The organism is Acidobacteriota bacterium (assembly GCA_018268895.1).
Lineage (GTDB): Bacteria > Acidobacteriota > Terriglobia > Terriglobales > Acidobacteriaceae > Edaphobacter.
The window spans coordinates 637,943-660,244 of the sequence record JAFDVP010000001.1 but is presented as its reverse complement, the minus strand read 5'-3'; the positions used below and the strand labels follow the sequence as shown (position 1 = coordinate 660,244).

25 protein-coding genes are annotated in these 22,302 nt (G+C 60.0%); 16 read left to right on the top strand and 9 right to left on the bottom strand.

Annotated features, from left to right (window positions below; genetic code table 11):
- The first annotated feature begins 57 nt into the window (after positions 1 to 57).
- Entirely contained in the window at positions 58 to 1,530 is a 1,473-nt protein-coding gene (locus JSS95_02875; protein MBS1798748.1) for a hypothetical protein, read from the top strand.
- An 87-nt stretch (positions 1,531 to 1,617) separates the two neighbouring features.
- Here the strand turns inward: JSS95_02875 and JSS95_02870 are convergent, their stop codons facing one another.
- The 3 genes from JSS95_02870 to JSS95_02860 are packed head-to-tail and all read right to left on the bottom strand — an operon-like array spanning position 1,618 to position 2,586.
- On the bottom strand, positions 1,618 to 1,893 hold the full coding sequence (locus tag JSS95_02870; GenBank protein MBS1798747.1) for a DUF507 family protein: 276 nt from the start codon (positions 1,891 to 1,893) through the stop codon (positions 1,618 to 1,620).
- The gene (locus tag JSS95_02865; protein ID MBS1798746.1) at positions 1,890 to 2,168 is read right to left on the bottom strand and encodes a DUF507 family protein; all 279 of its coding nucleotides are present in this window, start codon (positions 2,166 to 2,168) and stop codon (positions 1,890 to 1,892) included. The genes JSS95_02870 and JSS95_02865 overlap by 4 nt, the downstream gene beginning before the upstream one ends.
- Before the next feature lie 52 nt (positions 2,169 to 2,220).
- The gene (locus JSS95_02860; GenBank protein ID MBS1798745.1) at positions 2,221 to 2,586 is read right to left on the bottom strand and encodes a (2Fe-2S) ferredoxin domain-containing protein; all 366 of its coding nucleotides are present in this window, start codon (positions 2,584 to 2,586) and stop codon (positions 2,221 to 2,223) included.
- Between the two features lie 93 nt (positions 2,587 to 2,679).
- On the opposite strand from JSS95_02860, the gene JSS95_02855 reads away from it, so the two are divergent.
- The 10 genes from JSS95_02855 to JSS95_02810 all read left to right on the top strand — a co-directional run bounded on the left by JSS95_02855 (position 2,680) and on the right by JSS95_02810 (position 12,382).
- Entirely contained in the window at positions 2,680 to 3,144 is a 465-nt protein-coding gene (locus JSS95_02855) for a hypothetical protein (protein MBS1798744.1), read from the top strand.
- Between the two features lie 97 nt (positions 3,145 to 3,241).
- Positions 3,242 to 4,984, top strand: a complete 1,743-nt coding sequence (recJ, locus tag JSS95_02850; protein ID MBS1798743.1) for a single-stranded-DNA-specific exonuclease RecJ — start codon at positions 3,242 to 3,244, stop codon at positions 4,982 to 4,984.
- A gap of 101 nt (positions 4,985 to 5,085) precedes the next feature.
- Complete coding sequence (locus tag JSS95_02845) at positions 5,086 to 6,324, top strand: efflux RND transporter periplasmic adaptor subunit (protein ID MBS1798742.1); 1,239 nt, start codon at positions 5,086 to 5,088, stop codon at positions 6,322 to 6,324.
- A 3-nt stretch (positions 6,325 to 6,327) separates the two neighbouring features.
- A complete protein-coding gene (locus JSS95_02840; protein ID MBS1798741.1) occupies positions 6,328 to 7,299 on the top strand; it encodes a tetratricopeptide repeat protein in 972 nt (323 codons plus the stop codon).
- 55 nt (positions 7,300 to 7,354) lie between these two features.
- On the top strand, positions 7,355 to 8,686 hold the full coding sequence (locus JSS95_02835; protein ID MBS1798740.1) for a TolC family protein: 1,332 nt from the start codon (positions 7,355 to 7,357) through the stop codon (positions 8,684 to 8,686).
- Entirely contained in the window at positions 8,683 to 9,003 is a 321-nt protein-coding gene (locus JSS95_02830) for a hypothetical protein (GenBank protein MBS1798739.1), read from the top strand. The genes JSS95_02835 and JSS95_02830 overlap by 4 nt, the downstream gene beginning before the upstream one ends.
- A 62-nt stretch (positions 9,004 to 9,065) precedes the next feature.
- Entirely contained in the window at positions 9,066 to 10,544 is a 1,479-nt protein-coding gene (hpnJ, locus tag JSS95_02825) for a hopanoid biosynthesis associated radical SAM protein HpnJ (protein ID MBS1798738.1), read from the top strand.
- 181 nt (positions 10,545 to 10,725) lie between these two features.
- Positions 10,726 to 11,400: a hypothetical protein gene (locus tag JSS95_02820; protein ID MBS1798737.1), complete on the top strand. Its 675-nt coding sequence runs from the start codon at positions 10,726 to 10,728 to the stop codon at positions 11,398 to 11,400.
- Positions 11,401 to 11,540: 140 nt separating this feature from the next.
- Positions 11,541 to 11,981, top strand: a complete 441-nt coding sequence (locus tag JSS95_02815) for an EamA family transporter (protein MBS1798736.1) — start codon at positions 11,541 to 11,543, stop codon at positions 11,979 to 11,981.
- Entirely contained in the window at positions 11,978 to 12,382 is a 405-nt protein-coding gene (locus JSS95_02810) for an EamA family transporter (protein ID MBS1798735.1), read from the top strand. Before JSS95_02815 ends, JSS95_02810 begins: the two co-directional genes overlap by 4 nt.
- A gap of 425 nt (positions 12,383 to 12,807) precedes the next feature.
- Here the strand turns inward: JSS95_02810 and JSS95_02805 are convergent, their stop codons facing one another.
- The 4 genes from JSS95_02805 to JSS95_02790 are packed head-to-tail and all read right to left on the bottom strand — an operon-like array spanning position 12,808 to position 17,142.
- A complete protein-coding gene (locus tag JSS95_02805; GenBank protein MBS1798734.1) occupies positions 12,808 to 14,217 on the bottom strand; it encodes an FAD-dependent oxidoreductase in 1,410 nt (469 codons plus the stop codon).
- Complete coding sequence (locus tag JSS95_02800; GenBank protein MBS1798733.1) at positions 14,214 to 15,131, bottom strand: phytoene/squalene synthase family protein; 918 nt, start codon at positions 15,129 to 15,131, stop codon at positions 14,214 to 14,216. Before JSS95_02800 ends, JSS95_02805 begins: the two co-directional genes overlap by 4 nt.
- Positions 15,128 to 16,078, bottom strand: coding sequence for a squalene synthase HpnC (gene hpnC, locus JSS95_02795; GenBank protein MBS1798732.1), 951 nt, complete (start codon positions 16,076 to 16,078; stop codon positions 15,128 to 15,130). The genes JSS95_02800 and hpnC overlap by 4 nt, the downstream gene beginning before the upstream one ends.
- Positions 16,075 to 17,142 carry an alcohol dehydrogenase catalytic domain-containing protein gene (locus JSS95_02790; GenBank protein ID MBS1798731.1) on the bottom strand — a complete coding sequence of 356 codons (1,068 nt, stop codon included), beginning with the start codon at positions 17,140 to 17,142 and terminating at the stop codon, positions 16,075 to 16,077. The genes hpnC and JSS95_02790 overlap by 4 nt, the downstream gene beginning before the upstream one ends.
- Positions 17,143 to 17,256: 114 nt before the next feature.
- Here JSS95_02790 and JSS95_02785 point away from each other — a divergent pair, with 114 nt between their 5' ends.
- A complete protein-coding gene (locus JSS95_02785) occupies positions 17,257 to 18,036 on the top strand; it encodes an ABC transporter permease (protein ID MBS1798730.1) in 780 nt (259 codons plus the stop codon).
- A gap of 11 nt (positions 18,037 to 18,047) precedes the next feature.
- Positions 18,048 to 18,890: an ATP-binding cassette domain-containing protein gene (locus JSS95_02780; GenBank protein MBS1798729.1), complete on the top strand. Its 843-nt coding sequence runs from the start codon at positions 18,048 to 18,050 to the stop codon at positions 18,888 to 18,890.
- Positions 18,891 to 18,894: 4 nt separating this feature from the next.
- On the opposite strand, the gene JSS95_02775 is transcribed toward JSS95_02780, so the two are convergent.
- Both JSS95_02775 and JSS95_02770 read right to left on the bottom strand, forming a co-directional pair.
- Complete coding sequence (locus JSS95_02775) at positions 18,895 to 19,536, bottom strand: flavin reductase family protein (protein ID MBS1798728.1); 642 nt, start codon at positions 19,534 to 19,536, stop codon at positions 18,895 to 18,897.
- A 74-nt stretch (positions 19,537 to 19,610) separates the two neighbouring features.
- Positions 19,611 to 20,000, bottom strand: a complete 390-nt coding sequence (locus JSS95_02770; GenBank protein ID MBS1798727.1) for a septum formation initiator family protein — start codon at positions 19,998 to 20,000, stop codon at positions 19,611 to 19,613.
- A 180-nt stretch (positions 20,001 to 20,180) separates the two neighbouring features.
- Here JSS95_02770 and JSS95_02765 point away from each other — a divergent pair, with 180 nt between their 5' ends.
- From JSS95_02765 to JSS95_02755, 3 genes are all read left to right on the top strand, one after another.
- Positions 20,181 to 20,657 (top strand): hypothetical protein, encoded by a 477-nt coding sequence (locus JSS95_02765; GenBank protein ID MBS1798726.1) that lies wholly within the window; start codon positions 20,181 to 20,183, stop codon positions 20,655 to 20,657.
- Between the two features lie 19 nt (positions 20,658 to 20,676).
- The gene (locus JSS95_02760; GenBank protein ID MBS1798725.1) at positions 20,677 to 21,273 is read left to right on the top strand and encodes a biotin transporter BioY; all 597 of its coding nucleotides are present in this window, start codon (positions 20,677 to 20,679) and stop codon (positions 21,271 to 21,273) included.
- A gap of 82 nt (positions 21,274 to 21,355) precedes the next feature.
- Complete coding sequence (locus JSS95_02755) at positions 21,356 to 22,210, top strand: ABC transporter substrate-binding protein (GenBank protein ID MBS1798724.1); 855 nt, start codon at positions 21,356 to 21,358, stop codon at positions 22,208 to 22,210.
- The last annotated feature ends 92 nt before the right edge of the window (positions 22,211 to 22,302 follow it).

The window sequence follows — 22,302 nt, the reverse complement described above, 5'->3', positions numbered from 1 at the left end:
CACGAAGCTTCAAAACCAGCCGCTTTTCACCATATGATGAGGTTTTGATTCTGGATCATGACGACGCCTACCGAAGCGGATTCACAGACTGCGCGATTTCCATTGTGGGTTGAGCGTGGAGCCCTTGTTTTTTTCCTCGTTACGCTCGTCCTTCTCGCTGCGCGATCCTACCAACGCGCCGATGAACTCTTCATTACCCCTCATGCTTTCGTAAGCGCCGACGTAGCGACTACAGCAAGGACATTCGCAACCGAGGGGATTATTCGGCTGCATGGCGTTCCTGTGAACAACAACCCTCCCATCACGGTCTCCGACGCATATACGCACTGGCCACCATTATTGCCGGCCTCTCTAGCCATTTTCTTTCGAACGGCGGGACCAACGGAACGTACAGCGCATCTTTATATACTCGTTGTCTTTGTAGCGACGGCAATACTTCTTTATCTGCTTGGTAAGGCCTGGCTTGGATCGACCGCTGGAGCGCTAACAGCATACTTCTGGCTCACCCTTCCAGTCGTGCTGCAATTTAGAGACCTGGTTGCGCAGCAGGCCCTCATGATGATGTTTGTTGTAGCCGCTCTGCTGGCATTCGAAAAAGGAAGCTCAAGGTTCGGGTTCCTGTTTCTACTCCTCGCAGTTGTCTCCGCCTGGGAAGCGGCACTGGTTGCGCCTGTGATGTGGCTTGTCTCGATATGGTTCCCCGGGCGGAGAAGACAAGCTAATGTGGCGCTGGCAGCTACGGGAGCCGGTCTCCTATCGGTAGCCATGCTGTTCCTGTACGGAGATCCTCAAGCGGCAGTGGACACCATTCAGACCGCGAAGTTCTATATGGGACTCTCTGACGTTTATTCCCATTCGAACACGATGAGACAGACACCGCTTCCTGTGTCTGAACAAATTCGGCTCACGTTTCTGAATAACTTTTGGATGCTGGGAGCACTTGGGTTAGCAGGCGCGTTGCAATTGGCGATGTCTCGCCCTGCCGGGCTGGTGCAGCGATTCGTCCCTCTGGCGGGACCGTGGATTGCATGGTGCGTCCTAATGAGTAGCCATACGGCTCGACACCACTTTGAGTTCCTCATCGCAGCTCCTGCAGTAGCTGTCTCGCTGGCGTGGATAGCAACCAAAAGAGACTCTGGGACAGAGCGGACAGCAACGGTTCGGGCAGTCGTGTTTGTAGTGCTGGCAGCGGTTCAGGCAGTGGTACTTCCCCATCCTCATATCTCCGACGGATACGACCCTGTCCGGCTGGTCGAGTTTGGGAAGACCATCAAGGCAGGGACACCACCCGGCTCGATTGTGCTGGCACCGCTGATCTCTTCTGTTCCGCTTTATTATTCAGAACGGCACATTGTTCGGGGAGTCGACAGCCCACAAGCGGCGATGGACGCACTACAGATAGCCCATCGCGACTATCCTGGCGCACCTGTCTATCTGGCAATCCCGCCATTTCTCAAAGATAGCTTCCAGATGGAAGATGCTCTGCTGGTCGGATCTTCCACCGAAGCGCTAGTCTTCAAACTCAAGTAACTGCGGCAAATGCTTGAGAAGAACCAATGGACGGCTCTTGACTCCTCGCACAGTCGCCAAGCGTTGAGAAGGCTCAATGCCAATTCTCTACAGGCCGAGCTTCTTGACCTCGTCGTTGTAGTACTTGCGGTAGAGGATGTCCCACTCCTGCGAGCCTTCGAGGATGATCTTGCGCTGCGAGGCGATCTTCTGGCGTGCCGCCGCGTCGATCCTGGTCTCCTCCAGCAGCAGCTTTTCCAGCGCCTTGCGGGCCTCCTGGCGGATCGTATTGCGGTCCTCCAGGAAGTCGCACTCCGGAATCTCGGCCAGCGTGTCGGCGACGGTATGGGCCAGCTTGTTCAGTTTGTCGCGCGAGATTCTCACAGCACCGCCTTGTACTGGTTCACCAGCTTCTGCTTGACCTTCTTGAACATCTCGGGATAACTCACGCCGCCGCGGCGCATGTCTTCCTGAATGGCCTCCAGGATGACCCGGACCTCGTCGTTAATGCGGTCTTCAAGCGAAAGCTCATCGACCATCGCAGCCGAGACGCGCTCGTCCAGAATCGCCGGTTTTTCGCTCTGGATCATCTTCTGGGCGACAAGGTGCTTTACCGTCTGGCGCGCCAGATATCCTACGTAATCTTTAGAGAAGATCATTTGAAATTAACTCGAATATATCACGGCGATGTGCATGAAGGGCCGTGGTTTGCTACTTCGCTTCCTGAGACTTTTTATGAGGGCAATGCTCCGAGTTGATACATCCGGGCGCCAGCCGCAGGCGTTCCACCGGACGCCCCGCCACCAGATGCTCCCTCACAATCTCTTCCACATCCCGTACATGGACATGGCCGTACCAGACCGCATCCGGGTAAACCACCACTACCGGGCCGTGTTCGCACTGGTCCAGGCAGCCGGACTCGTTCGCCCTGACCCTGTGTCTCAGGCCGGCCTCCTTGATCGCATCCTTGAAGGCGCCCTTCAGCTTTTTGCTCCCCTGCGGCAAGCAGCTGGGCCGGGGGGCTGATTCGTCGCGCTCGTTGGTACAGATAAAGAGGTGGTGTTCAAAGAGAGGCACAATATCTCCCGTTTCCCGCGGATTTCGCGCTGCTTCCCTCTCCATCATTCCAGATGTGCGGCGCGCCGGTGTTTCTGAGACAATAGGGGTTCGATGCAGCAAGATAACCTCATCTCGCTCAAGGACGACATGATCGCCTTCGTCGTCGGCCACGGCCTGCGGCGGATGAACGGCTACGTCTCCGACGAAGTGCCGACTGTGCTCTTTGAAGAAGAGAACCCCGACGGCTGGAAGGACTTCGTCGAGTTGGCCAAGGCCTCCGGCGCGCCCTTCGTCACCATGAGCGAGGTTGTGCTTGAAAAAGACGACATCGCGGTGCTGATCGAGCGCATACGCGACCAGGTCTACCCCGACGACGACTCGCCGGAGATAGACGACGCCGAGCGGCTGTTGCGGCATGTGGGCAAGGTCGGTTACCTGCAACTCGGCTTCGCGCACCAGGGCGTGATGTTCCTCTTTGAGGTAGCGACCGACTGGTACGACACCTTCCAGGACCTGCTCGAGACCGTGACCGGTCTCGGCGGCATCGTTGTCGATGACCGCGACAACGACGATTAGCGAGGCGAACAAGACCGTGGCCGCCACCGTGGTCCCGAGCCACACACAACGCAACTGGGTAACTCCTGAGGTCGACGCCGGCGATGTCGCGCGGGTGATGGCTGCCACGGGCTGCCCGCAGGGCATTGCTCGGCTTCTGGTCTCGCGCGGCTTTGTTGAAGCCGAACCGATCCGCCGCTTCCTCTCCCCGTCGCTCGACGACCTGCACGATCCTCTACTGATGCTCGGCATGAAGGCCGCAGTCGAACGCATCCAGCGCGCCGTTCGCGAGTCGGAGCCGATCCTGATCTACGGCGACTACGACGTGGACGGAACCACGGCGACCGTTTTGCTGAAGACCGCCATCGAGCGCAGCGCCCCCAAAGACAAACCCGCCATCGTCCGCTATCACGTCCCGCACCGGATCCGCGAGGGATACGGCATGCAGGTGGGCGTCCTCGCCGATGCCGCCACCGGCGGAGTGCGTCTCGTCATCAGCGTCGACACCGGCATTCGCGCCTTTGCGGCTGCAACCGAAGCCCGTGCCCTTGGCCTCGACCTCATCGTCACCGATCATCATCTGCCCGACGACGCCCAGGGGGTTCCCGATGCGATAGCCGTCGTCAACCCCGCACAGCCCGGGTGCAGCTACCCCTTCAAATCGCTCTGCGGAGCGGCCGTCGCCTTCAAGCTGGCGCAGGCCATCCTCGAAGCCTCCTGCGAGACCGCAGCCGAGCGCGAACAGATCAAGCGCCGCCTGGTTCCCTCTTTTCTTAAGCTGGTCGCCATCGCCACCATCGCCGACTCCGTGCCGCTTACTGGCGAAAATCGCATGATTGCCTCGATAGGACTTCGCGAGCTGAGCAACCCTGTCCAGCCTGGCCTTCGCGCTCTCATGGAGGCAGCCCAGATTCCGCTCGATCGCCCTCCGACCGCCATCGAAGTGGGCTTCCGCATCGCGCCCCGCATCAATGCGGCGGGACGGATGGATGTGGCCAGTGACGTTGTCGACCTCTTTCTCACTCGCGATGTCGAGCGCGCAAAAGACCTCGCAGCGAAGCTCAACCGGCTGAACGACGACCGCAAGGCCACTGAGGCCCGCGCGCTTGAGGCCATCGACGCGCGGCTCGCTCAGCTTCAGGCTCCGGACGGCAGCTTCCCTGCTGTGTGCGTGGTCATGGACGATGCCGAGTGGCACCGCGGCGTCATCGGCATCCTCGCCTCGCGTATCGTCGACCGCACCGGCCGTCCGGCGCTGGTTCTCAGCCACGAAGACGGCCAGGGGCACGGCTCCGGCCGGTCGATCGAAGGCTACCACCTGCTCAACGCCCTTACCGAGATCCACGCCGCCGAGGGCAACAACATCTTCTCGCGCTTCGGAGGTCATGCCCACGCCGTTGGGTTCTCGCTCCCCGCAGAACGCATCGGCGTACTGCGACAACGCATGGAGCAGCACAGCGGCTTACGATTGGCGGGCGAACTGCTCTCTCCGCCGCTCGAATGCGATCTTGAGATCGAGCTCGAAGAACTGGACTCCGGCTTCGAGAGCTGGCTCGACCGTTGCGGCCCCTTCGGCATGGGGCACCAGGAGCCTCTCTTTTTGTCGAGGAACATCGAGCTCAGCGCGCCGGTTCGAGTCATCAAAGAGAAGCATGTGTGCCTCAATGTCGTCTCCGGCAAGGCGAGGTTCAACGCCCTGGGATGGAGTCGCAGGGGCGAATCGTGGGCAGACCGTTGCCTGCGGATGGAGCTTGCGCCAGGCTCTCGCATCGACCTGGCCTATCGCCTGCGCCTGAAGGCCACGCAGTTCTTTACGGGCCTCGAACTGGAGCTGTCGGACATTCGCATCGCGGCACGTTAGGTCCATGCGAGCCGTACAACGCCAGATTCTCCCACCCCAAGTAATTCTTTTGATTCGTCTTGGCCACCACGGACGTCTTATATACTGACGTTTTGAGCCAAATGCCGACGACTGAGACAAGACGCCTGAACTCCTACGCGCTTACGGGCATCGTTCTTGCCGTGGTCGCACTCGCCATTGTGGCCATCCGGCTATTTACCCGCGATGTCGTCGAGGTGCGCGCTTCGGCGGTCACCCACCAGAATCTTTTGAGCACCGTCTCCACCAATGGCCGCGTTGAGCCGATCGAGGAGTTTCAGGCGCATGCCCCTGCTCCCGGCGTCGTCGCCAAGCTATACGTTGACGTGGGGCAGAAGGTTAAGAAGGGCGATCCCCTGGTCAGGATGGACGACTCCGACGCAGCCGCTCGTGTCGCGACCAGCCGCTCAGCCCTCAGCGCAGCGCAGGCGGCTGCATATGACCAGTCCCAGGGCGGATCGCAGGAAGAGCGCATCGCTCTGGCGGGCGACCTCAGCCGCGCGCAGCAGCAGAAGCAGCAGGCGGAGAAAGACCTGGCCGCGCTTCAGCAGTTGGAGCAGAAGGGCGCAGCCTCCGCCGGAGAGGTCGCAGGCGCGCAGCAGCGTCTTGATGCGGCGAACACAACTCTGGCTGGCCTGCAGCAACGCCAGACCCAGCGTTACAGCGCTCTCGACAAGAGCCGCATTCAGGCGCAGCTGAACGATGCCCGCACCGCCGTCGCCGCCGCCGAAAGCAGCTATGCCGGGGTCAACATCCGCTCTCCGCTCAACGGGACCGTCTACTCCATTCCAGTCTCGCAGTACGATTTCGTCCCCGCAGGTGAAGACCTGATGGACGTCGCCGACCTGAACCGCATCCAGGTACGCGCCTACTTCGACGAGCCCGAGATCGGCAAGCTCGCCGTGGGCCAGGCGGTCAAGATTGTATGGGACGCCAAACCCAACCAGTCATGGCATGGGCATATCAGCCGGGCGCCTTCCACCGTCATCACCTACGGCACACGCAATGTGGGCGAGTGCCTCATCACCGTCGACGACGCACAGGGCGATCTGCTGCCCAACACCAACGTGACGGTCACGGTAACCACGTCGCAACGCTTCAACGTGTTGAGCGTGCCCCGTGAAGCACTGCATACCGAGGGCGGCTACTTCGTCTACCGCGTCGTGCAGGGCAAACTTCTGCGCACCCCCGTACAGGTGGGAGCAACCAATCTCACACGGGTAGAGATCACCAGCGGCCTCACCGAGAAAGACACGGTCGCTCTGAACGCGACCAGCAATCGCGATCTATCAAACGGTCTCGATGTAAAGATCGTCGAATAAGCTATGGCATTGCGCTCTCCTCTCATCACGCGGGCCCTGCTTTTTCTCGTCGCCGCAGTTGGCGCTCCCGCGCTGCACGCCGACAACCGACAGGCCCTTCAGTTGCTGAACCAGGGCCGTGTCGACGAAGCCGCCGCGATGCTTACCAGTTCTCTCTCCTCGCAGCCTCACGACGCCCTGGCCCACCAGCTTCTGTGCCGGGTCTACTATGCGCAGGACATGGGCGACGCTGCCGTGCGCGAGTGCGAGCTTGCCACGCAGGACGACGCATCCAACTCGACACACCAGTTGTGGCTTGGCCGCGCCTATGGCCTCAAGGCCTCTCAGGCCAACATGGTCAGCGCCTTCACGATCGCAAAAAAAGTCCACCTTGCCTTTGAACGCGCCATCCAGCTCGATCCATCGAACGTCGCCGCCATGAGCGATCTCGGCCAGTTCTATGTCAACGCGCCGGCCATCGTCGGCGGAGGTCTGGACAAGGCCCAGACACTCGCAGGTCAACTGCTTCCGCGCTCAGCGGCGAGAGGACACCGTCTGCTGGCACAGATTGCGCAAAAGAAGAACGATCAGGCCTCGGCCGAGGCAGAGTTCAAAAGCGCTATTGCCGCCGCCAGGACGCCGGACGCGTGGGTCGATCTTGCCCTGTTCTACCAGCAGCACGCGCAGCCGGAAAAGGCGGTAACGGCCGTGCAAACCAGCATCGAGGCCAACCGCCCGAAAAGCGCGGCGCTGGTCGATGCGGCAAGCATTCTGACCGACCTGCATCGCCAGACCGACATGGCTGAGCGCAGCCTGCGCGAGTATTTGGGCTCCGCCGCGAAGACCGATGACGCTCCCGCATTCAAGGTGCATCTGCAACTCGGCGATCTACTGAAGCAACGCGGCGACATTGTGGCCGCAAGGCGCGAGTACGCGGCCGCTCTTGCCCTGGCCTCGAAATACCCTCCAGCACTCAAGGCCACGCAGGGTGCCTGACGTGAAAGGCGATACCATAAACACGACCCGGCACCGCATGAGCACCACAGGACGCATGATGAGCCTTCGACATCTTCTTGCCTCGGCAGCACTCGTCGTAACGACGGCCGCGCCTGCCTCGGCACAGATATCTCTGACGACCGCGGTGGATCTTGCGCTCAAAAACAGCCCCCGTGTGCTGGCAGCGCAAGCCGAAGTGGAGCGGGCGCAGGCGACGCTCCAGCAGACGACAGACGTCTACGTCCCCACCTTCAGCGTCGGCTCCGGACTGGGATATACCTACGGCTTCCCTTTCGGCGCACCATCGCTCTTCAACGTCAATGCGCAGTCGCTCATCTTCGATCAATCTCAGCGCAACTACATTCGCGCCGCGCGGTCTGGACTGGATGCCGCCAATCACAACCTGAACGATGTGCGGCAGCAGGTGATGGAAGACGCCGTCACAACCTATATCGCGCTCGACGCCGACCTGGAGCGCCTCAAGGCAGCGGAGGAAGAATCGGGCTTTGCCACTGCATTGACAAGGATCGTTCAGCAGCGCCTGGACGCCGGACAGGACACGCAGGTGGAGCTTACGCGCTCAAAGCTCACGGCAGCGAACCTGCGGCTTCGCCAGATTCACCTTGAAAACGATGCCAGCAACCAGCGCGACCACCTCGCCCGACTGACTGGACTTCCCGCCGATGGCCTGATCACGGAGCACACGAGCATTCCTCCGCTGGACCCCTTCGACAGCGCCCCCGTAAAGGACGCTGTGCTCCCCGAGTCGATTCAGGGAGCCTATGCCGCCGCCGAGTCGAAGCTGCAGACCGCCTTTGGCGACACCCGCAAGCTCTACCGCCCGCAGATTGGCCTTGGCATGCAGTACAGCCGGCTCGCCAGCTTCAACAACTACGCCGACTACTACCGGCCAGGCAGCTTCAAGAACTACAACAATATCCAGATAGGCCTGCAATTCAACCTTCCCATCTTCGACCTGACGAAACGCGCCAGGGCCCGCGAATCTCTCGCAGAAGCGCAGCGCAGCCTGCACGAGGCAGACCAGGCACGCAATCAGTTCCTTGAGGGCCGCCACAAGATCAGCAATGCCCTCCGCGAGCTTCAGGCACGCACCGAAGTCGCCTCGCTTGAACGCGAACTGGCTGAGAACCAGATTGACGTCGTGCGCATTCAACTTCGCGACGGCAGCCCCGGCGGCCAACCCGTTACCCCCAAGGAAGAACAGAACGCGCGCATTCAGGAGCGTGCCCGCTATCTCGACTATCTGGACGCCGACCTCCAGCTCCGCCAGACACAGATCGATCTTCTTCATGCCAACGGTGGACTGGAAAACTGGTTGAAATCCTCAGCAAAGTCTCAGCCACTGGACGCATCCAAACCAAAATGAACTGGAGAGCGCTCACCGCCGTTTTCGTCGTCGTCGCCGCAGGCGTGGCCTCCGCCGGAGTCATTCGCGACTGGCGCATCGACGCCGACTTCCCCGCAATCCGCGCTCAATCCAGCGAAGCAGATATCCGCCACCTGATGGGTGACCCGAAGCAGATTCAGAAGTCCTGCGAGGCCTTCGACACCGTGGTGACACCCGACTGCGACCATCTGTTTATCTACCGGTCTTCCTTCGCTCCCCTCAATCACAGGTACTGGCTGGTCTTCTTCGATCAAAACAATCAGGTTACGGCCACATCGAGCGCGCTGGAACCATAGCTGAAAACCCCCAATTAGCCCCCCATTCGGCGTAACTGAATGGTAAAATTGAGGGTAAGATCATGCCCCTAAAGACACTGTTCCTGAACCCGCCCTCCTTTGAAAATTTTGACGGCGGCGCCAGCTCCCGCTGGCCCGCGACTCGCGAGATCGAATCCTACTGGTATCCGGTATGGCTGGCGTATCCCGCCGGAATGCTCGAGGGCTCGCGCCTGCTCGACGCCCCGCCGCACCATGTCTCGGCCGACGAGACGATCGAGATCGCGAAGGGCTATGAGTTCCTGGTGCTCTTTACCTCGACCGTAGGCTGGTCGGGCGACCACGCCCTCGCCCAGGCCATCAAAAAGGCCAACCCCTCCATCCGCATCGCCTTCGTCGGGCCGCCGGTCACCACCGATCCCGACCGCGCTCTCAACGAATGCAACGTCATCGATTTCGTCTGCCGCCGCGAGTTCGACTTCTCCGTCGTCGAGTACGCCAACGGTAAACCGTTGAACGAGATCCTCGGCATCAGCTACAAGGACGCGAACGGCACGATCCAGCACAACCCCGACCGCCCGCAGGTCGAGGACCTGGACGCCATGCCCTGGGCCACCAAGATCTACAAGCGCGACATGGACGTGACGCGCTACAACGTGCCCTTCCTGCTGCACCCGTACATCTCGCTCTACTCGACGCGCGGCTGCCCGGCGCAGTGCACCTTCTGCCTCTGGCCGCAGACGCTCTCGGGCCACGCCTGGCGCAAGCGGTCTACAGATGATGTGGCGGCCGAGATGAAGTGGGCCAAGGAAAACTTTCCGCACGTCAAAGAGTTCTTCTTCGACGACGACACCTTCAACATTCAGAAGGCCCGCACCATTGAGTTGTGCGCCAAGCTGAAGCCGCTCGGCATCACCTGGTCCTGCACCTCGCGCGTCACCACCGACCGCGATACGCTGAAGGCCATGAAGGAGGCCGGCTGCCGCCTGCTGATCGTCGGCTTCGAGTCAGGCGATCCGCAGATCCTCAAGAACATCAAGAAGGGCGCCACCGTCGAGCGCGCCCGCGACTTCGTGAAGGACTGCCACGACCTCGGCCTCATCATCCACGCCGACTTCATCCTCGGCCTGCCGGGCGAGACGAAGGAGTCGATCCGCAACACCATCAACTTCGCCAAGACGCTGGACTGCGAGACGATCCAGGTCTCCGTCGCCCACGCCTACCCCGGCACCGAGTTCTACGACTTCGCCAAGCGCAACAACTTCATTACCAACGAGAACATGGAGGACGGCGGCGGTCACCAGATGGCGCATATCGAATACCCGGGCCTGCCCACCGAGTACGTCATGGAGATGGTGCACAAGTTCTACGACGAATACTACTTCCGCCCCAAGGCCGCGTTCCGCGTCGTCTGGAAGGCCATCGTCAACCGCGACGTTCCACGTCTCTACGTCGAGGCCAAATCGTTCATGAAACTTCGGGCCCAGCGCAATAAGGCAGCCCGCGCCAAAGCCGAAGAAAAGGCGCTGAAACAGCAGGAATCTGTCAGCATGAACGCGTAAGTCTCCACATTCAGATCACAAAACACTCCGGCGGTCACTTTTGTGATCGCCGGTTTGCTTTTGCAACGTCCAAAGCTTTGAATCGCCGTAACCTGTAAGCCGTATACTTACCCCGCATACCACCTTGCTTTCAGGAGATCTCTCTATGCGCTCTGTTCTTCGCTACGCCCTCGCCGCATCTCTGGCCTGTACCTTCGTCTCCACCACGCTCCTCGCGCAGCAGGAAACCCCCGAGACCAACCGCAAGGTCGCCGGCGGAGGCATCACCGTCAAAGGCTGGGAAGGCAAGATTGACGCCGACGCCGAGAAGGCTGGTCAGACCGTGGCCGATGCGAAGCTCTCCGAAGAGGGCCACGTCCTCCACGTCACCACCGGCCCAGCTATCACTTATTGGAACCCGAAGAACGTCGCCAAGGGCGACTACACCGTCTCGGCTACCTTCACCGAACCGAAGTTCATGAACCTCAACACCCACCCGCATCCCTACGGCATCGTCATCGCGGGCAACGGCCTCGGCACCGCCGACCAGAGCTACATCTACTGCGCCGCCTACGGCAACGGCAACTTCATCGTCCGCGGCTTCGGCCCTGAAGCCTTCCAGCTCAACGGCCGCCGCGAGGCTAATGACGCCGTTCACAAGGCCGCCGCAGTCGGCGAGCCGGTAACCCAGGAGATCGCCATGCAGGTCAAGGGCGACACCGTCTCCTGCATCATCAACGGAACCACCGTAAAGACCTTCCCCAAATCCGACCTCGTCACCGCAGGCAAGCTCAAGTCCACCGATGGCATTTATGGAATCCGCTTCGCCCACAACACCGATGCCACCGTCAGCAACCTGAAGATCACCAAGCCCTAATTCTTAAAGTTGTCATTCCGACCGAAGCGGAGGAATCTGCTTTTCGCACGGAGCGCCACCCCTCTCATCTCTTGGCCTCCGTTTGATACCCTTGATACAGGCCGCGCATCTCGCATGAGATCGCGCGGCCAGTCTCTTTTATGAAGCACACCCTCAAGCCCTCGCAGTACGCCATCCTCATCACCATCATGCTCACTGCATCCGTGGGAGACACCCTTCTCTCCCGCGGCATGGCGCAGGTTGGCGCAGTGGATATGCAGCATCTCGGCCTCCTCTGGCGCGCGCTCTTCAACCCCTACGTTATCTCGGGAATCGTCCTGCTCATCGGCTTCTTCGCCAGCTATATGACCGCGCTCTCCTGGGCCGACCTGACCTTCGTCATGCCCGCCACTGCGTTCGGCTACGTCGTCGTCGCCCTGCTAAGCCGCTTCTGGCTGCACGAGCACCTCTCCCTCTATCGCTGGGCGGGAATTTTGCTCATCGTCTGCGCCGTCGGCTTCGTCGCCGGGGGGCCCTCGCGCACCGAGCACCCCGACGAACCCCACGAGCTCGGCCTCATGGACTCCGGAGCCGGACGATGATCTTTCACTCCTCCGACCTTCTGCGCCAGTGGAGCGCCATTGCCTTTGTCGCCGCACTCGCCATCGCCGGTGAGGTCTTGATCGCCTCGGCCATGCGCGACCTCGGCGACCTCGACAATCTCCGCACCGGCCCCGGACTTAAAGGCTTCCTCGGCCCCATCAAGGCCGTCCTCGCAAGCCCCAAGTTCCTCATCGGGGCCTTCTGCATGGCTCTGAACTTCTTCGCCATGCTCTGGGCACTCTCCATCGTCGACCTGTCGCTGGCCGCTCCGGCCATCGCCTCGCTCACCTACATCGGCAACGCGATTTGCGCAAAGCTCGTCCTCGGCGAGAACGTCGACCGCCGCCGCTGGCTTGCCGTCCTCTTCGTCTGCGTCGGGGTCGTCCTCATCTCCCACTAGCGATCCACATTCTGAAAACCTTGCAGTACCTCTAACGGAAAGTGTCATTCCGAGCGAAGTCGAGGAATCCCCGTATTTTTCGCCGGTTGTGCCACAACTCTCCCAAGCTCTCTTACGAAGTGCCATTCCAGGGCGAGCGCCAATTCCTGTCAAGACCCTCACCATCTGGAAAACCGCTCAAACCACACAAAACAAGGAACTAATCACATCTGTCTCAAGTGCCGATCAGCTATGTCCTGCCCGATAAAATAGAAATAGGCGGCAACTCGAAGTTTCGACCGCGCCGTACTCCTTGACTCCTTGGACCATAACTTATTTATTTTCAATATTTTGACCGCAAGTCACCTGTAATCAATATTTTGCGAAATCGGTCCACCGCTAAACCCAATGATATGAATATTTTGCGAAAATAGGGAGGGGTAGGCTCAGAAGAACTTCATCAGTCCGGTAGCAGGAAGCTCTGGAGCCATAAAGCGCTGGCGGTCACCCACAACCTCACCCGCAGCCAGACGCCCGCTGCGAACTGCTCCCTCCATCGTCGAGGGCCACTCCGTAGCCGTCCAGTCACCGGCAAGATAGAGTCTCGGCCACTGCGTCTTCTGCTGCGGACGGAAGCGGTCGAGGCCAGGAGTGACCGAAAACGTCGCCCGCGCCTCCTTCAGCACGCCGCTCTTCACCAGCTTCGCCTCACGAGCCGCCGGAAAAAAGTTCTCAAACTCACGCAGGGCCGCGGAGAGGATCTCTTCCCTGCCCATCTCAAGCTCCGCCCACGAAGCACTGATGACCAGCTCCTGGTAGCTTCCGCGCTCGGCCGGCCAGCGGCGGATGCGCGACTTCGTGAACACCCACTGGATGCGCGTATCAAGCAGGACGGCGTGGTCGAGCCCGACGACGTCGCGGTCGTACCAGAGGTGGATGGTCGTGATGGGTGAAGGGATAAAGCGCTCGAAGCCGGCCTGGCGCTGCCGCTTCGCCTCTTCGGAGGAAGGCAGCGCCGCGAGCAGCGAGTGTGTCTGGCGAAAGTCTGTGGCGAGAACGAGCGAATCCGCCCGATAGTCGCCGCCGCCAGATCGAACGACCCAGCCGCCGTCGCCGGTTTGGGCGATCGACTCGACGCCGCACTTCAGACGAATGTCGACGCCGCTGCTCTCGGCCAGCGTGGCTATAGGCGAAAGGAACTCGGTCAGCGGGGCAGCGGGGATGCCGAGTCTCCCCGCCTGCGGCGAGCGGAGGAAGGACTCGTGAAAGACCTTACCCGCATACTTCACCGAACAGCTCTCGAAGTTGTCGTTGAGCGCGCCGACAACAACCGGCTCCCAGAAGTGCCTGATCGCGCGCTCCGTCTGTCCCGTGCGTTTCAGCCACGACGCAAAGCTCTCCGCATCATCCTGCGGATAGCCACGCAGGAACCGCAGCAAGCCCGACGCGACCGTAGTTTTATCTGCGAGGCTCAGCATCGGCGCTCTAAGAAAGCTGAGCGCCTGGTGCATCGGAGCTGGCAACGGACCTGGCTTCAGCAAACTGCGATCGCCGTTCGACTCGATGAACGTAAGCTCGTCGTACCAGCGAATGGTGTCGGTCATTCCTGCCTGTTGCGCGAGGTCGACCAGGTTGGTGCAGCAGCCGACGATGACGTGCTGCGAGTCGATGGTCTCCTCGAGCGCGGGGTGATCGTAGGAGTAGGCGCGACCGCCAATGTAGGGCCGCCGCTCGAGAAGGATGACTCGGGCTCCAGCCTTTGACAGTGCCACGGCGGCGGCGAGTCCGGCGACACCCGCGCCCGCGACGATGACGTCCGGATTCTGGCTCTGGGCGGTGTTGCTCACGGCAGTCATGACAGCACCCTGTTGCCGAGCGATCGCGCCGCACCCTGCACAAGAATGCCGAGCTTCTTCGAGGCCGGAACGCTGATGCGCTGCTCGAATACTTCAAAGCCGCGGCGTTCGATCTTTCTGAGCAGGCCGTGATAGATCGTCACCAGCACCCATAACGCGGCACGGCTGTCTGCGTCGATCAATGGCAGCAGCTTATCGGCCGATCGATAGTAGTATTCGGCGCGGTTGCCAAGTTCGCCAAGCAGACTTCGTTCGCGGGCCTCCATCGGCGCGCCCGCAACCAGGGTATGAATGCGGTCTTCCGACACCTGGAACTGCGCCAGCATATCCAATGGTAGATACAGACGGCCGCGTTCAGCATCCTCTTTCACGTCACGCAAAATGTTGGTGAGCTGAAAGGCGATGCCTGTCTCCTCTGCAAGTTTTTCTGCTGAGGGGTCGGTGTAGCCAAACACACGGATGCAAACCAGGCCGACAACCGATGCGACAAGGTAGCAGTAACGGTAGAGATCGTCGAAGGTCGCGAAGGTTTGAACACCGCCAGCCTCCACCTGCGGAGAGACAATAACAGGTTCGAGATCCATCGTGGTTCCCTGCACCAGTTCTTCCAACAGCATGTCGGGAATCTCGAATCTGCGCTGCGTGTCGTTCAGTGCAAGAAACACTGCATCTTCTGTCGGCCCACCGGAGCGAGCAGCGCGCCATTGCCCGACCCATTGAGCCATCGTGGAGCGACGTTGCTCGATCGGGAGCGATTCGTCGTCTGCGATGTCGTCGGCGCGCCGCATGAAGGCGTAGATCGCACACATGGCGTCGCTCTTATGGCGTGGAAGAACGCGAAAGGCGTAGTAGAAGTTCTTTGCCTCGCGCTTCGCAATCTCGCGGCAGATTGTGTATGCCTCGGTAACTGTCACCGTTTCTTCCCCACAGTGACGATCCGCATCTTTTCGATCACCGAGCCGCCCAGCAGCAGCAGCTTCTTCACCTTTGAGACGACCGGCCTTCCGCGCAACACGTCGTAGCTCTGCGCAACGATGCCGTCGAGAATCGCATCGCCTCCCTTGCGAAAGAGGTTGAGCGTCACGCCAAGCTCGCGGTCGACGCGGCGGCTGATCTCGCCGCCCTCGTGAAGCATGGCACGCGTCCGCTCCACGAGGTCCTTCACCATTGCGCCGAACTCCGGCGTAAAGACGCGGCCCTCAATCTGGCCTTCATCGACATTGAAGCGAGCCATCGATTCCTCGGGGATGTAGCGCCGGCCGCGCTCCTTGTCTTCGACGACATCCTGCCAGAAGTTGGCTAGCTGCAATGCTGTGCAGACTTTGTCTGAGAGCAGCGCAATGTTCTCGTCCCTGTATCCGCAGACCCAGAGGACGAGCCGCCCGACAGGATTGGCCGAGTAGTGCGAGTACTCAAGCAACTCGTCCCATGTCTGGTATTCGGTCTTCACCTGGTCCAGGCGAAAGGCGATCAGCAGGTCGTGAAAGAGCTGACGCGGCAGGCCGCAGGTGACGACGCTCTCATGCAACGCGACAAAGACTGGGTGCATGGAGCGCTCGGGGGTGTCATAGCACTCATCGAGCATCGAACCCCAGGCGTCGAGCAGGCGCGTTGCAACGGCCGGGTCGGCGACCTCGTCGCCCAGATCGTCGGCCACACGGCAGTAGGCATAGATGCTCTCAAAGTGGGGGCGAACCTTCTCAGGCAGAAAGAAAGTGGCCACGTGGAAGTTCTCGTAGTGGCTGCGCGTCAGTTGAGCGCACCATGCCTGCGCTTCACCGAGTGAAGGCCGCTCAAGCGGTGTCAGGTACTGGTGCGGCGCGCCGAGCAGCGCGTGCTCGCTTGTGCTCAGTTCGCTCACCGGGGCGCGTCCTCCGGGAAGACGGCGGTCTTGATGTCGCGAGAGCCTCCGCTGCGCGTCATCATGCGGGCAAAGACGTCCGGCACCTGGTCGAGCCTGACGCGGTCTGTAATCGCCTCCGCACACTTGAAGCGGCCGCTGGCGATCAGGTCGAACGCCGTGCGGCAGGTGGCAGGCGTGTGATGAAAGCTGGCCTTGAGCGTGATATCGCCGTAGTGCAAACGGTTGGTGTCGAGCTGCACCCTGGTCCCGCTCGGCGGCCCGCCGAAGAAGTTTACGACGCCGCCTTTGCGGACCATATCCACGGCCCATTCCCAGGTTGCCGGGGTTGCTACGGCTTCAATCACGGAGTCCGCCCCGCGCCCTTCCGGCGTCAGAGCGCGCGTCGCAGCGATGACATCTTTCACGGCACCAACCTGTACAACCTCGCCGGCGCCAAAGAGCTTCGCCGCAGCCACCTGGTCGTCGCGTTTGACAACCGCAATCACTCGCACGCCCGCAAGCTCGGCGACGTGCATGAACATCAGCCCGATCGGCCCGGCACCGATGACGACCATCGTGTCGCCAGGTTGGGCAGCAGTCTCCTCCAGGCCGCGGACGACGCACGCCAGCGGCTCGGCCAGTGCAGCAAATTCAAATGGAATGTGGCCCGGGACCTTCAGGGTGTTCTTTTCGACGATGCGCGCCGGGATGCGGATGTAATCGGCATAGGCCCCGTTGTTGAAGAGCAGGTCTTCACACAGGTTTTGCTGGCCGTGCCGGCAGAAGTAGCAGACATCGCAGGGAGCGGAGTTCAGAGCAACGACGCGATCGCCTTCGTGGAACTTCGTCACTCCTTCGCCAACTTCGGTCACCACCCCGGCAAGCTCATGGCCGAAGGGGATGGGTGGGGTGAGCATCATCGCGTGGTAGCCGCGACGATAGACCTTGAGGTCCGTGCCACAGGTCAAGGCCGCGCCTACGCGCACCACAAGCTCGCCAGCGGAGGCCCTGGGGGTCTCGACCTGTTCAAGGCGAAGATCTTCGCTACCGTACAGAACCGCTGCTGTCATCCGGGATGCCATCTGTACTATTTTCTCACCTTGCGGCGTACATTCCTATCTTCCAGCGCGAAGACAATCAACAAGATGCACACTCCCTGTGGGTGCCCGCATCTGATAGTCTGAGCCACAGATAAGATGCCCCTCCTGTCTCCAGAAGAGTTTGCCAAGCAGAAGATCGGAGCCGTCCAGGACTACTCCATCCTGTCGTGGCAGGCCATCGCCAATCTGTTCTCGCGGCCAAGATACTGGCCCGACATCTTCACGCAGATGGACCTGATCGGTGTCGGCTCGCTGCCGACCATTGCCCTGACAGGCTTCTTCACCGGCTCAGTTCTGGCGCTGCAATCGGCCACCTCGCTCAAGACCTTTGGCGCAGTCAGCATGACCGGCAACCTGGTGGCCCTTGCGATGGTGAAGGAGCTGGGCCCAGTACTGACGGGCCTCATGCTGGCGGGACGGAATGCGTCAGGCATGGCTTCGGAGCTGGGCTCCATGAAGGTCACCGAGCAGATTGACGCCATGCGCGCACTCGGCACCGACCCGGTTCGCAAACTGGTAACGCCGCGGTTGTATGCGACGATCATCATGCTCTTCTTTCTCACGATCATCGCTGACGCCGTTGGAATCGCCGGCGGCGCTCTTATCAGCGTAACGATGCTCGGGATGAATGCCTCCACCTACTTCAGCAGTTCGTATCGCGCGCTGCAATATGCCGACATTGTGCAAGGGTTGACGAAGCCGTTGTTCTCCGCCTTTATTGTTGCAACGGTGGGGTGCTACTTCGGTATGAACACCAAGGGCGGAACGCAGGGGGTAGGCAGATCGACGACACAGGCCGTCGTCGTCTCTTCCATCTTTATCATCATCGTCGACTTCCTCGTGAGCCGTGGCATGATCGGTATCTTCGGCAGGTAAGGACAGACCCGATGTCTCAGGAGCTTCTTCCCCGCGATGCTGTTCAACAGGGCCAACCTGTCGAGAAGGGACCCGTTGTCGTCTTCGAGGACGTCTCGATCGCTTTCGACCTGAAGCCAGTCCTGAAGGACATATCGTTTTCGGTACAGCATGGCGAGACACGGATCATCCTTGGCCCGGCAGGCGGGGGAAAGTCGGTGCTGATGAAGCTGGCCAATGGCTTGATCCGTCCGGACTCGGGTACGATCCGTATCTTTGGCGAGAACATTACCCGAATGCCGGAGCGCGACCTCTATAAGCTGCGCGGGCGCATTGGCATGGTGTTTCAGGAATCGGCGCTCTTCGACTCTCTCTCGGTCGAGGACAACGTAGCGTATCGGCTTCATGAAGAGCAGGTGCCGCCGGATGAGATCCACACGCGAGTTGTAGAGGCATTGAAGTTTGTCGAACTTGAACAGGCTATCGCCAAGTTTCCGCCTGAGCTATCGGGAGGAATGCGCCGCCGCGTCTCGATTGCGCGCGCGATTGTCTCAGAACCGGACCTGATTCTTTACGACTCGCCGACCGGCGGGCTGGACCCGATTACTTCGACCACCATCATCGAACTCGTCATGAAAGAGCGGGATGTGAACCACACAACCTCGTTGCTGATTACACACCGCCTGCAGGACGCCTTTACGCTTGCCATGAACCGGTATGACCCGGAAAAGGGGACGATGGAACGCATCCCGGGCAATGGTGTGGATGAAGGAACGAAGTTTCTTGTGCTGAACGAGGGCAGGGTTGTCTTCGATGGAACGATCCATGAGCTTGTCGGCAGCACCGACCCCTGGCTGAAGCAATACCTGTCCTAGCCTCCTATGAGGAGTGGTTCTTCTTCCATTCCTCGTAGGAGATGCGGGGGATATTCATGAAGCTGTCGCGTGTCCGCACATAGTTGCCCAGGCCGTTCATTCTTCCGATGGCATGAAGCTCGTCTGCGCGTATATATGGACCGGCAGCGTCGATAAATCTGTCCTCTATATAAATGGAAACGACGCGGCCAAGAATGATGCGCGAACGGCCAATCTCCATCGTCGTATGCTCGCGACACTCGAGCGCGGCGTGGGCCTGGGCGATGCGTGGAACCATGACCACGGCCGAGGGCGCGGTGGAAAAACCCGCCATATCGATCTCGGAAATATCGGATGGGAAGTCTGTCGCGCAGATGTTCATCTGCTGCGCAATATCCTCGGTCACCACATTGACAACGAACTCACCGGTACGACGAATGTTGCGCGCTGTGTCCTTTGGGACAAAATGTTCCGCAGGCCGGTTCATCACGCCGAGCCCGACGATCGGAGGATCGGTGCAGAGGTAGTTGTATGCGCTGAAGGGCGCGGCATTGAGCATGCCTTCCTCGTTCAGACTTGTCACCAACGCAATGGGGCGAGGTGCAACGAGCCCGATCAGAAGGTTATAGACCTCTCGGGGAGTGGCTTTTTCGGTATCGAACTTCAATCCTGCTCCTTTCGTTAAGGACGCCAAGCTGGAAGTCCCTACCTTCACGTCTCTGCTAAAGACGTGCAGGCAGCTTATTTTTTGAATGGGCTACCAGGCGCGGAGGGCGTTGTCGCAGGCAAAGTGTAGATGACCTCGCCTGGGCGGGTGTAGTGCAGCTCTTCCCGGGCCTGATGCTCAATGGCATTGGGATCGTTTTGCAGACGCTCGACGTGTCCCTTCAGAAGCTCGTTCTCTCGCTGGAGGCTCTTTGCCTGATCTTCGAGCACCCGGGAATCATGACGCTTCTGCTCATAGGCGGTCAGGCCATTTTGACCAAAGATCACATGGTATCCAAGACCAATGGCCAGAGCGGCTACGGCTACGGTCACCGCCTTTCGCCAGCCGGATTGGACGCGACCGAAGAGACCCCTCATAAGGCCAGACTTCGCCGTGCTGACGATTTTTGTGGCTGAACCACCCATGTTTATTGAGTACAAAAGTTCGTGGCAAAGCGCGTCAAGTGGAAAACTACCAGAAGAGCGCCACGTACCTGTTTGGTACTGGATAGCAGGCTATCTCTGCGTCCGGTGGCTATTTAGCGGATTGGGCCTTCAGATGCGACCTCTAGAGAACAGGCGCTGGAATAAGATGCGCGAAAGTCTTTGCTCCTTGATATTCTTCTGATGGTGCTGATTCTCTTCGTCATCTCGGTCATCTGTTTTTTCGCCCTGGCGGGCACTGCTATCGTGATCGTTCGCCATGTGCGGGCCGGGCAACGGCGGAGCGCGGTTACAGCTCCTCCTGAACCAAGCTTTACCCAGCACCTTTACGCCGCGACGGAGTACGGCTCCGCGCGCCCTCCTCGGCAGGTCCCGCACCAGACGGTACAGGGCATTACAGCGAAAAAAGCCTGGAACGCTCCCTCACAGTCGGTTGAGATTCACCCGGCTGCCGAAGAACCGGTTGCAGGCAAACGCAAATCGCCGCAACCAGTCCACTCCCAGCGCGCGCAGTTCGCCGGCAACCGCGTGGATTGGGACTACTTCAATAAGGACTACGGCGATCTTTCGGACCCGCATCCATCACGCCCAGTACGCGCAGCCTCAGGCAGCAGGTCTGCTACAAGAAAACGCTCTTAGCGAAAGGACTTCTCCTCCTATGCAAACCACACTTTCATCGCCCCAGGGCCTATCGCAAAGCACTGACCGTTCGTTTATCCAGACACTTCCCGGCCGTATCGTGCTGATGGTCGCGGCGACTGCGTTTATCGCAGCCTGCGCACATATTGCAGTGCCATTGCCTTTTACGCCGGTTCCGCTCTCGATGCAGGACTTCGCTGTGCTTCTGGTAGGTCTGGCGTTGGGTCCTGTTGCCGGCTTTGGCGCACTGGCGCTTTACCTGGCTGAGGGTGCCATGGGGATGCCGGTCTTCACGCCACAGGGGTTGGGAGGAGTCGCTCAGATCCTCGGGCCCACCGGAGGATTTCTGCTCTCGTACCCGTTTGTGGCTGCAATCGCTGGATGGGGAGCCCGGTCGCTGCGAATCCAGAACGGATTCGCCCGGGCGGCGCTGGCCTGCACCTTTGCAAGCATCGTTCTATTCGCCTTCGGCGCTACGTGGCTCGCCCAGTATCGTCATCTGGGACCGCTGCCCGTGTTTCATATGGCCGTCACCCCTTTCCTTCCAGGCAATGCCGTCAAGGTTGCGGCTGCGGCTGGGATCTTCAGCGCCCTCGATCGTCTGCGGCGCGCTTGAATCAATTCGCCAGTGTCTGATGGCCGGAGCTGCTCCGGCATGTTGTCTATCGCTCCAAAACACGTAGAGGATTATCTGCAACATGAATGCCGCACAGACTGCTATACAAGAGATCAGCATCGCCCATAGCCCCGACTCCGATGACGCTTTTATGTTCTACGGACTGGCTACGAACAAGGTCCGCGTTCCGGGATACAAGTTCACCCATGTGCTGACCGATATCGAAACACTGAATCACAAGGCCATCAACGAAGCCTTCTACGATGTCACGGCCATCTCCTTCCATGCCTACCCTTATCTGCAGGATAAGTACACGCTGATGGCCTGTGGTGGCAGCGTGGGCGAAGGCTACGGTCCGATGATCGTCGCCAGCCCCAAGCTAACCCTGGCCGAAGCGAAGAAGACCCGCATTGCAGTTCCAGGCACATTGACGACGGCGTTTCTTACCCTGAAGCTGTTTGCGCCTGAGGTCGAGACCACCGTGGTGCCATTCGACAAGATCATCTCCGCCGTCAGCTCAGGTGAATTTGACGCCGGGTTGATTATTCACGAGGGCCAGTTGACCTACGCCAATGACGGCCTTATTAAGCTGCTGGACCTTGGGCAGTGGTGGCGCGAGCAGACTGGACTCCCACTGCCGCTGGGCGGCAATGCAATTCGGCGTTCGCTTGGCGAAGAGACGATGGTGATGGCGACCAATGCGCTTCGTGACAGCATTCAGCACGCCCTCGATCACCGCGATGAGGCACTGGCCTATGCCATGCAGTTTGCGCGCGATCTCGACCCAAACCTGGCTAACCGCTTCGTCGGCATGTACGTCAATGAGCGCACGCTCAACTATGGAGAAGACGGACGTGAGGCTATTCGGAAGCTGCTGGACATGGGTTATGACCGTGGCTTGATTCCGCATCGCGCGAATGTGGATTTTGTAGGCTGAAAATGGGAGCCTGCGGCGTGCCCAAATGCCGCAGGCTATGCTATTCTTAATAAGTTGATTGATCGCAGCCTGTTCAAATCAGAATGGCTCTC

Coding starts and splice junctions, on each gene's coding strand:
- JSS95_02770 (MBS1798727.1), bottom strand. CDS start 20,000: ATGGGTGGTTCAGCCACAAAAATCGTCAGCACGGCGAAGTCTGGCCTT.
- JSS95_02805 (MBS1798734.1), bottom strand. CDS start 14,217: ATGACTGCCGTGAGCAACACCGCCCAGAGCCAGAATCCGGACGTCATC.
- JSS95_02875 (MBS1798748.1), top strand. CDS start 58: ATGACGACGCCTACCGAAGCGGATTCACAGACTGCGCGATTTCCATTG.
- JSS95_02810 (MBS1798735.1), top strand. CDS start 11,978: ATGATCTTTCACTCCTCCGACCTTCTGCGCCAGTGGAGCGCCATTGCC.
- hpnJ (MBS1798738.1), top strand. CDS start 9,066: ATGCCCCTAAAGACACTGTTCCTGAACCCGCCCTCCTTTGAAAATTTT.
- JSS95_02845 (MBS1798742.1), top strand. CDS start 5,086: ATGCCGACGACTGAGACAAGACGCCTGAACTCCTACGCGCTTACGGGC.
- JSS95_02780 (MBS1798729.1), top strand. CDS start 18,048: ATGTCTCAGGAGCTTCTTCCCCGCGATGCTGTTCAACAGGGCCAACCT.
- JSS95_02790 (MBS1798731.1), bottom strand. CDS start 17,142: ATGGCATCCCGGATGACAGCAGCGGTTCTGTACGGTAGCGAAGATCTT.
- JSS95_02835 (MBS1798740.1), top strand. CDS start 7,355: ATGATGAGCCTTCGACATCTTCTTGCCTCGGCAGCACTCGTCGTAACG.
- JSS95_02865 (MBS1798746.1), bottom strand. CDS start 2,168: ATGATCTTCTCTAAAGATTACGTAGGATATCTGGCGCGCCAGACGGTA.
- JSS95_02785 (MBS1798730.1), top strand. CDS start 17,257: ATGCCCCTCCTGTCTCCAGAAGAGTTTGCCAAGCAGAAGATCGGAGCC.
- JSS95_02760 (MBS1798725.1), top strand. CDS start 20,677: ATGCAAACCACACTTTCATCGCCCCAGGGCCTATCGCAAAGCACTGAC.
- JSS95_02840 (MBS1798741.1), top strand. CDS start 6,328: ATGGCATTGCGCTCTCCTCTCATCACGCGGGCCCTGCTTTTTCTCGTC.
- JSS95_02855 (MBS1798744.1), top strand. CDS start 2,680: ATGCAGCAAGATAACCTCATCTCGCTCAAGGACGACATGATCGCCTTC.
- JSS95_02755 (MBS1798724.1), top strand. CDS start 21,356: ATGAATGCCGCACAGACTGCTATACAAGAGATCAGCATCGCCCATAGC.
- JSS95_02815 (MBS1798736.1), top strand. CDS start 11,541: ATGAAGCACACCCTCAAGCCCTCGCAGTACGCCATCCTCATCACCATC.
- recJ (MBS1798743.1), top strand. CDS start 3,242: ATGGCTGCCACGGGCTGCCCGCAGGGCATTGCTCGGCTTCTGGTCTCG.
- JSS95_02830 (MBS1798739.1), top strand. CDS start 8,683: ATGAACTGGAGAGCGCTCACCGCCGTTTTCGTCGTCGTCGCCGCAGGC.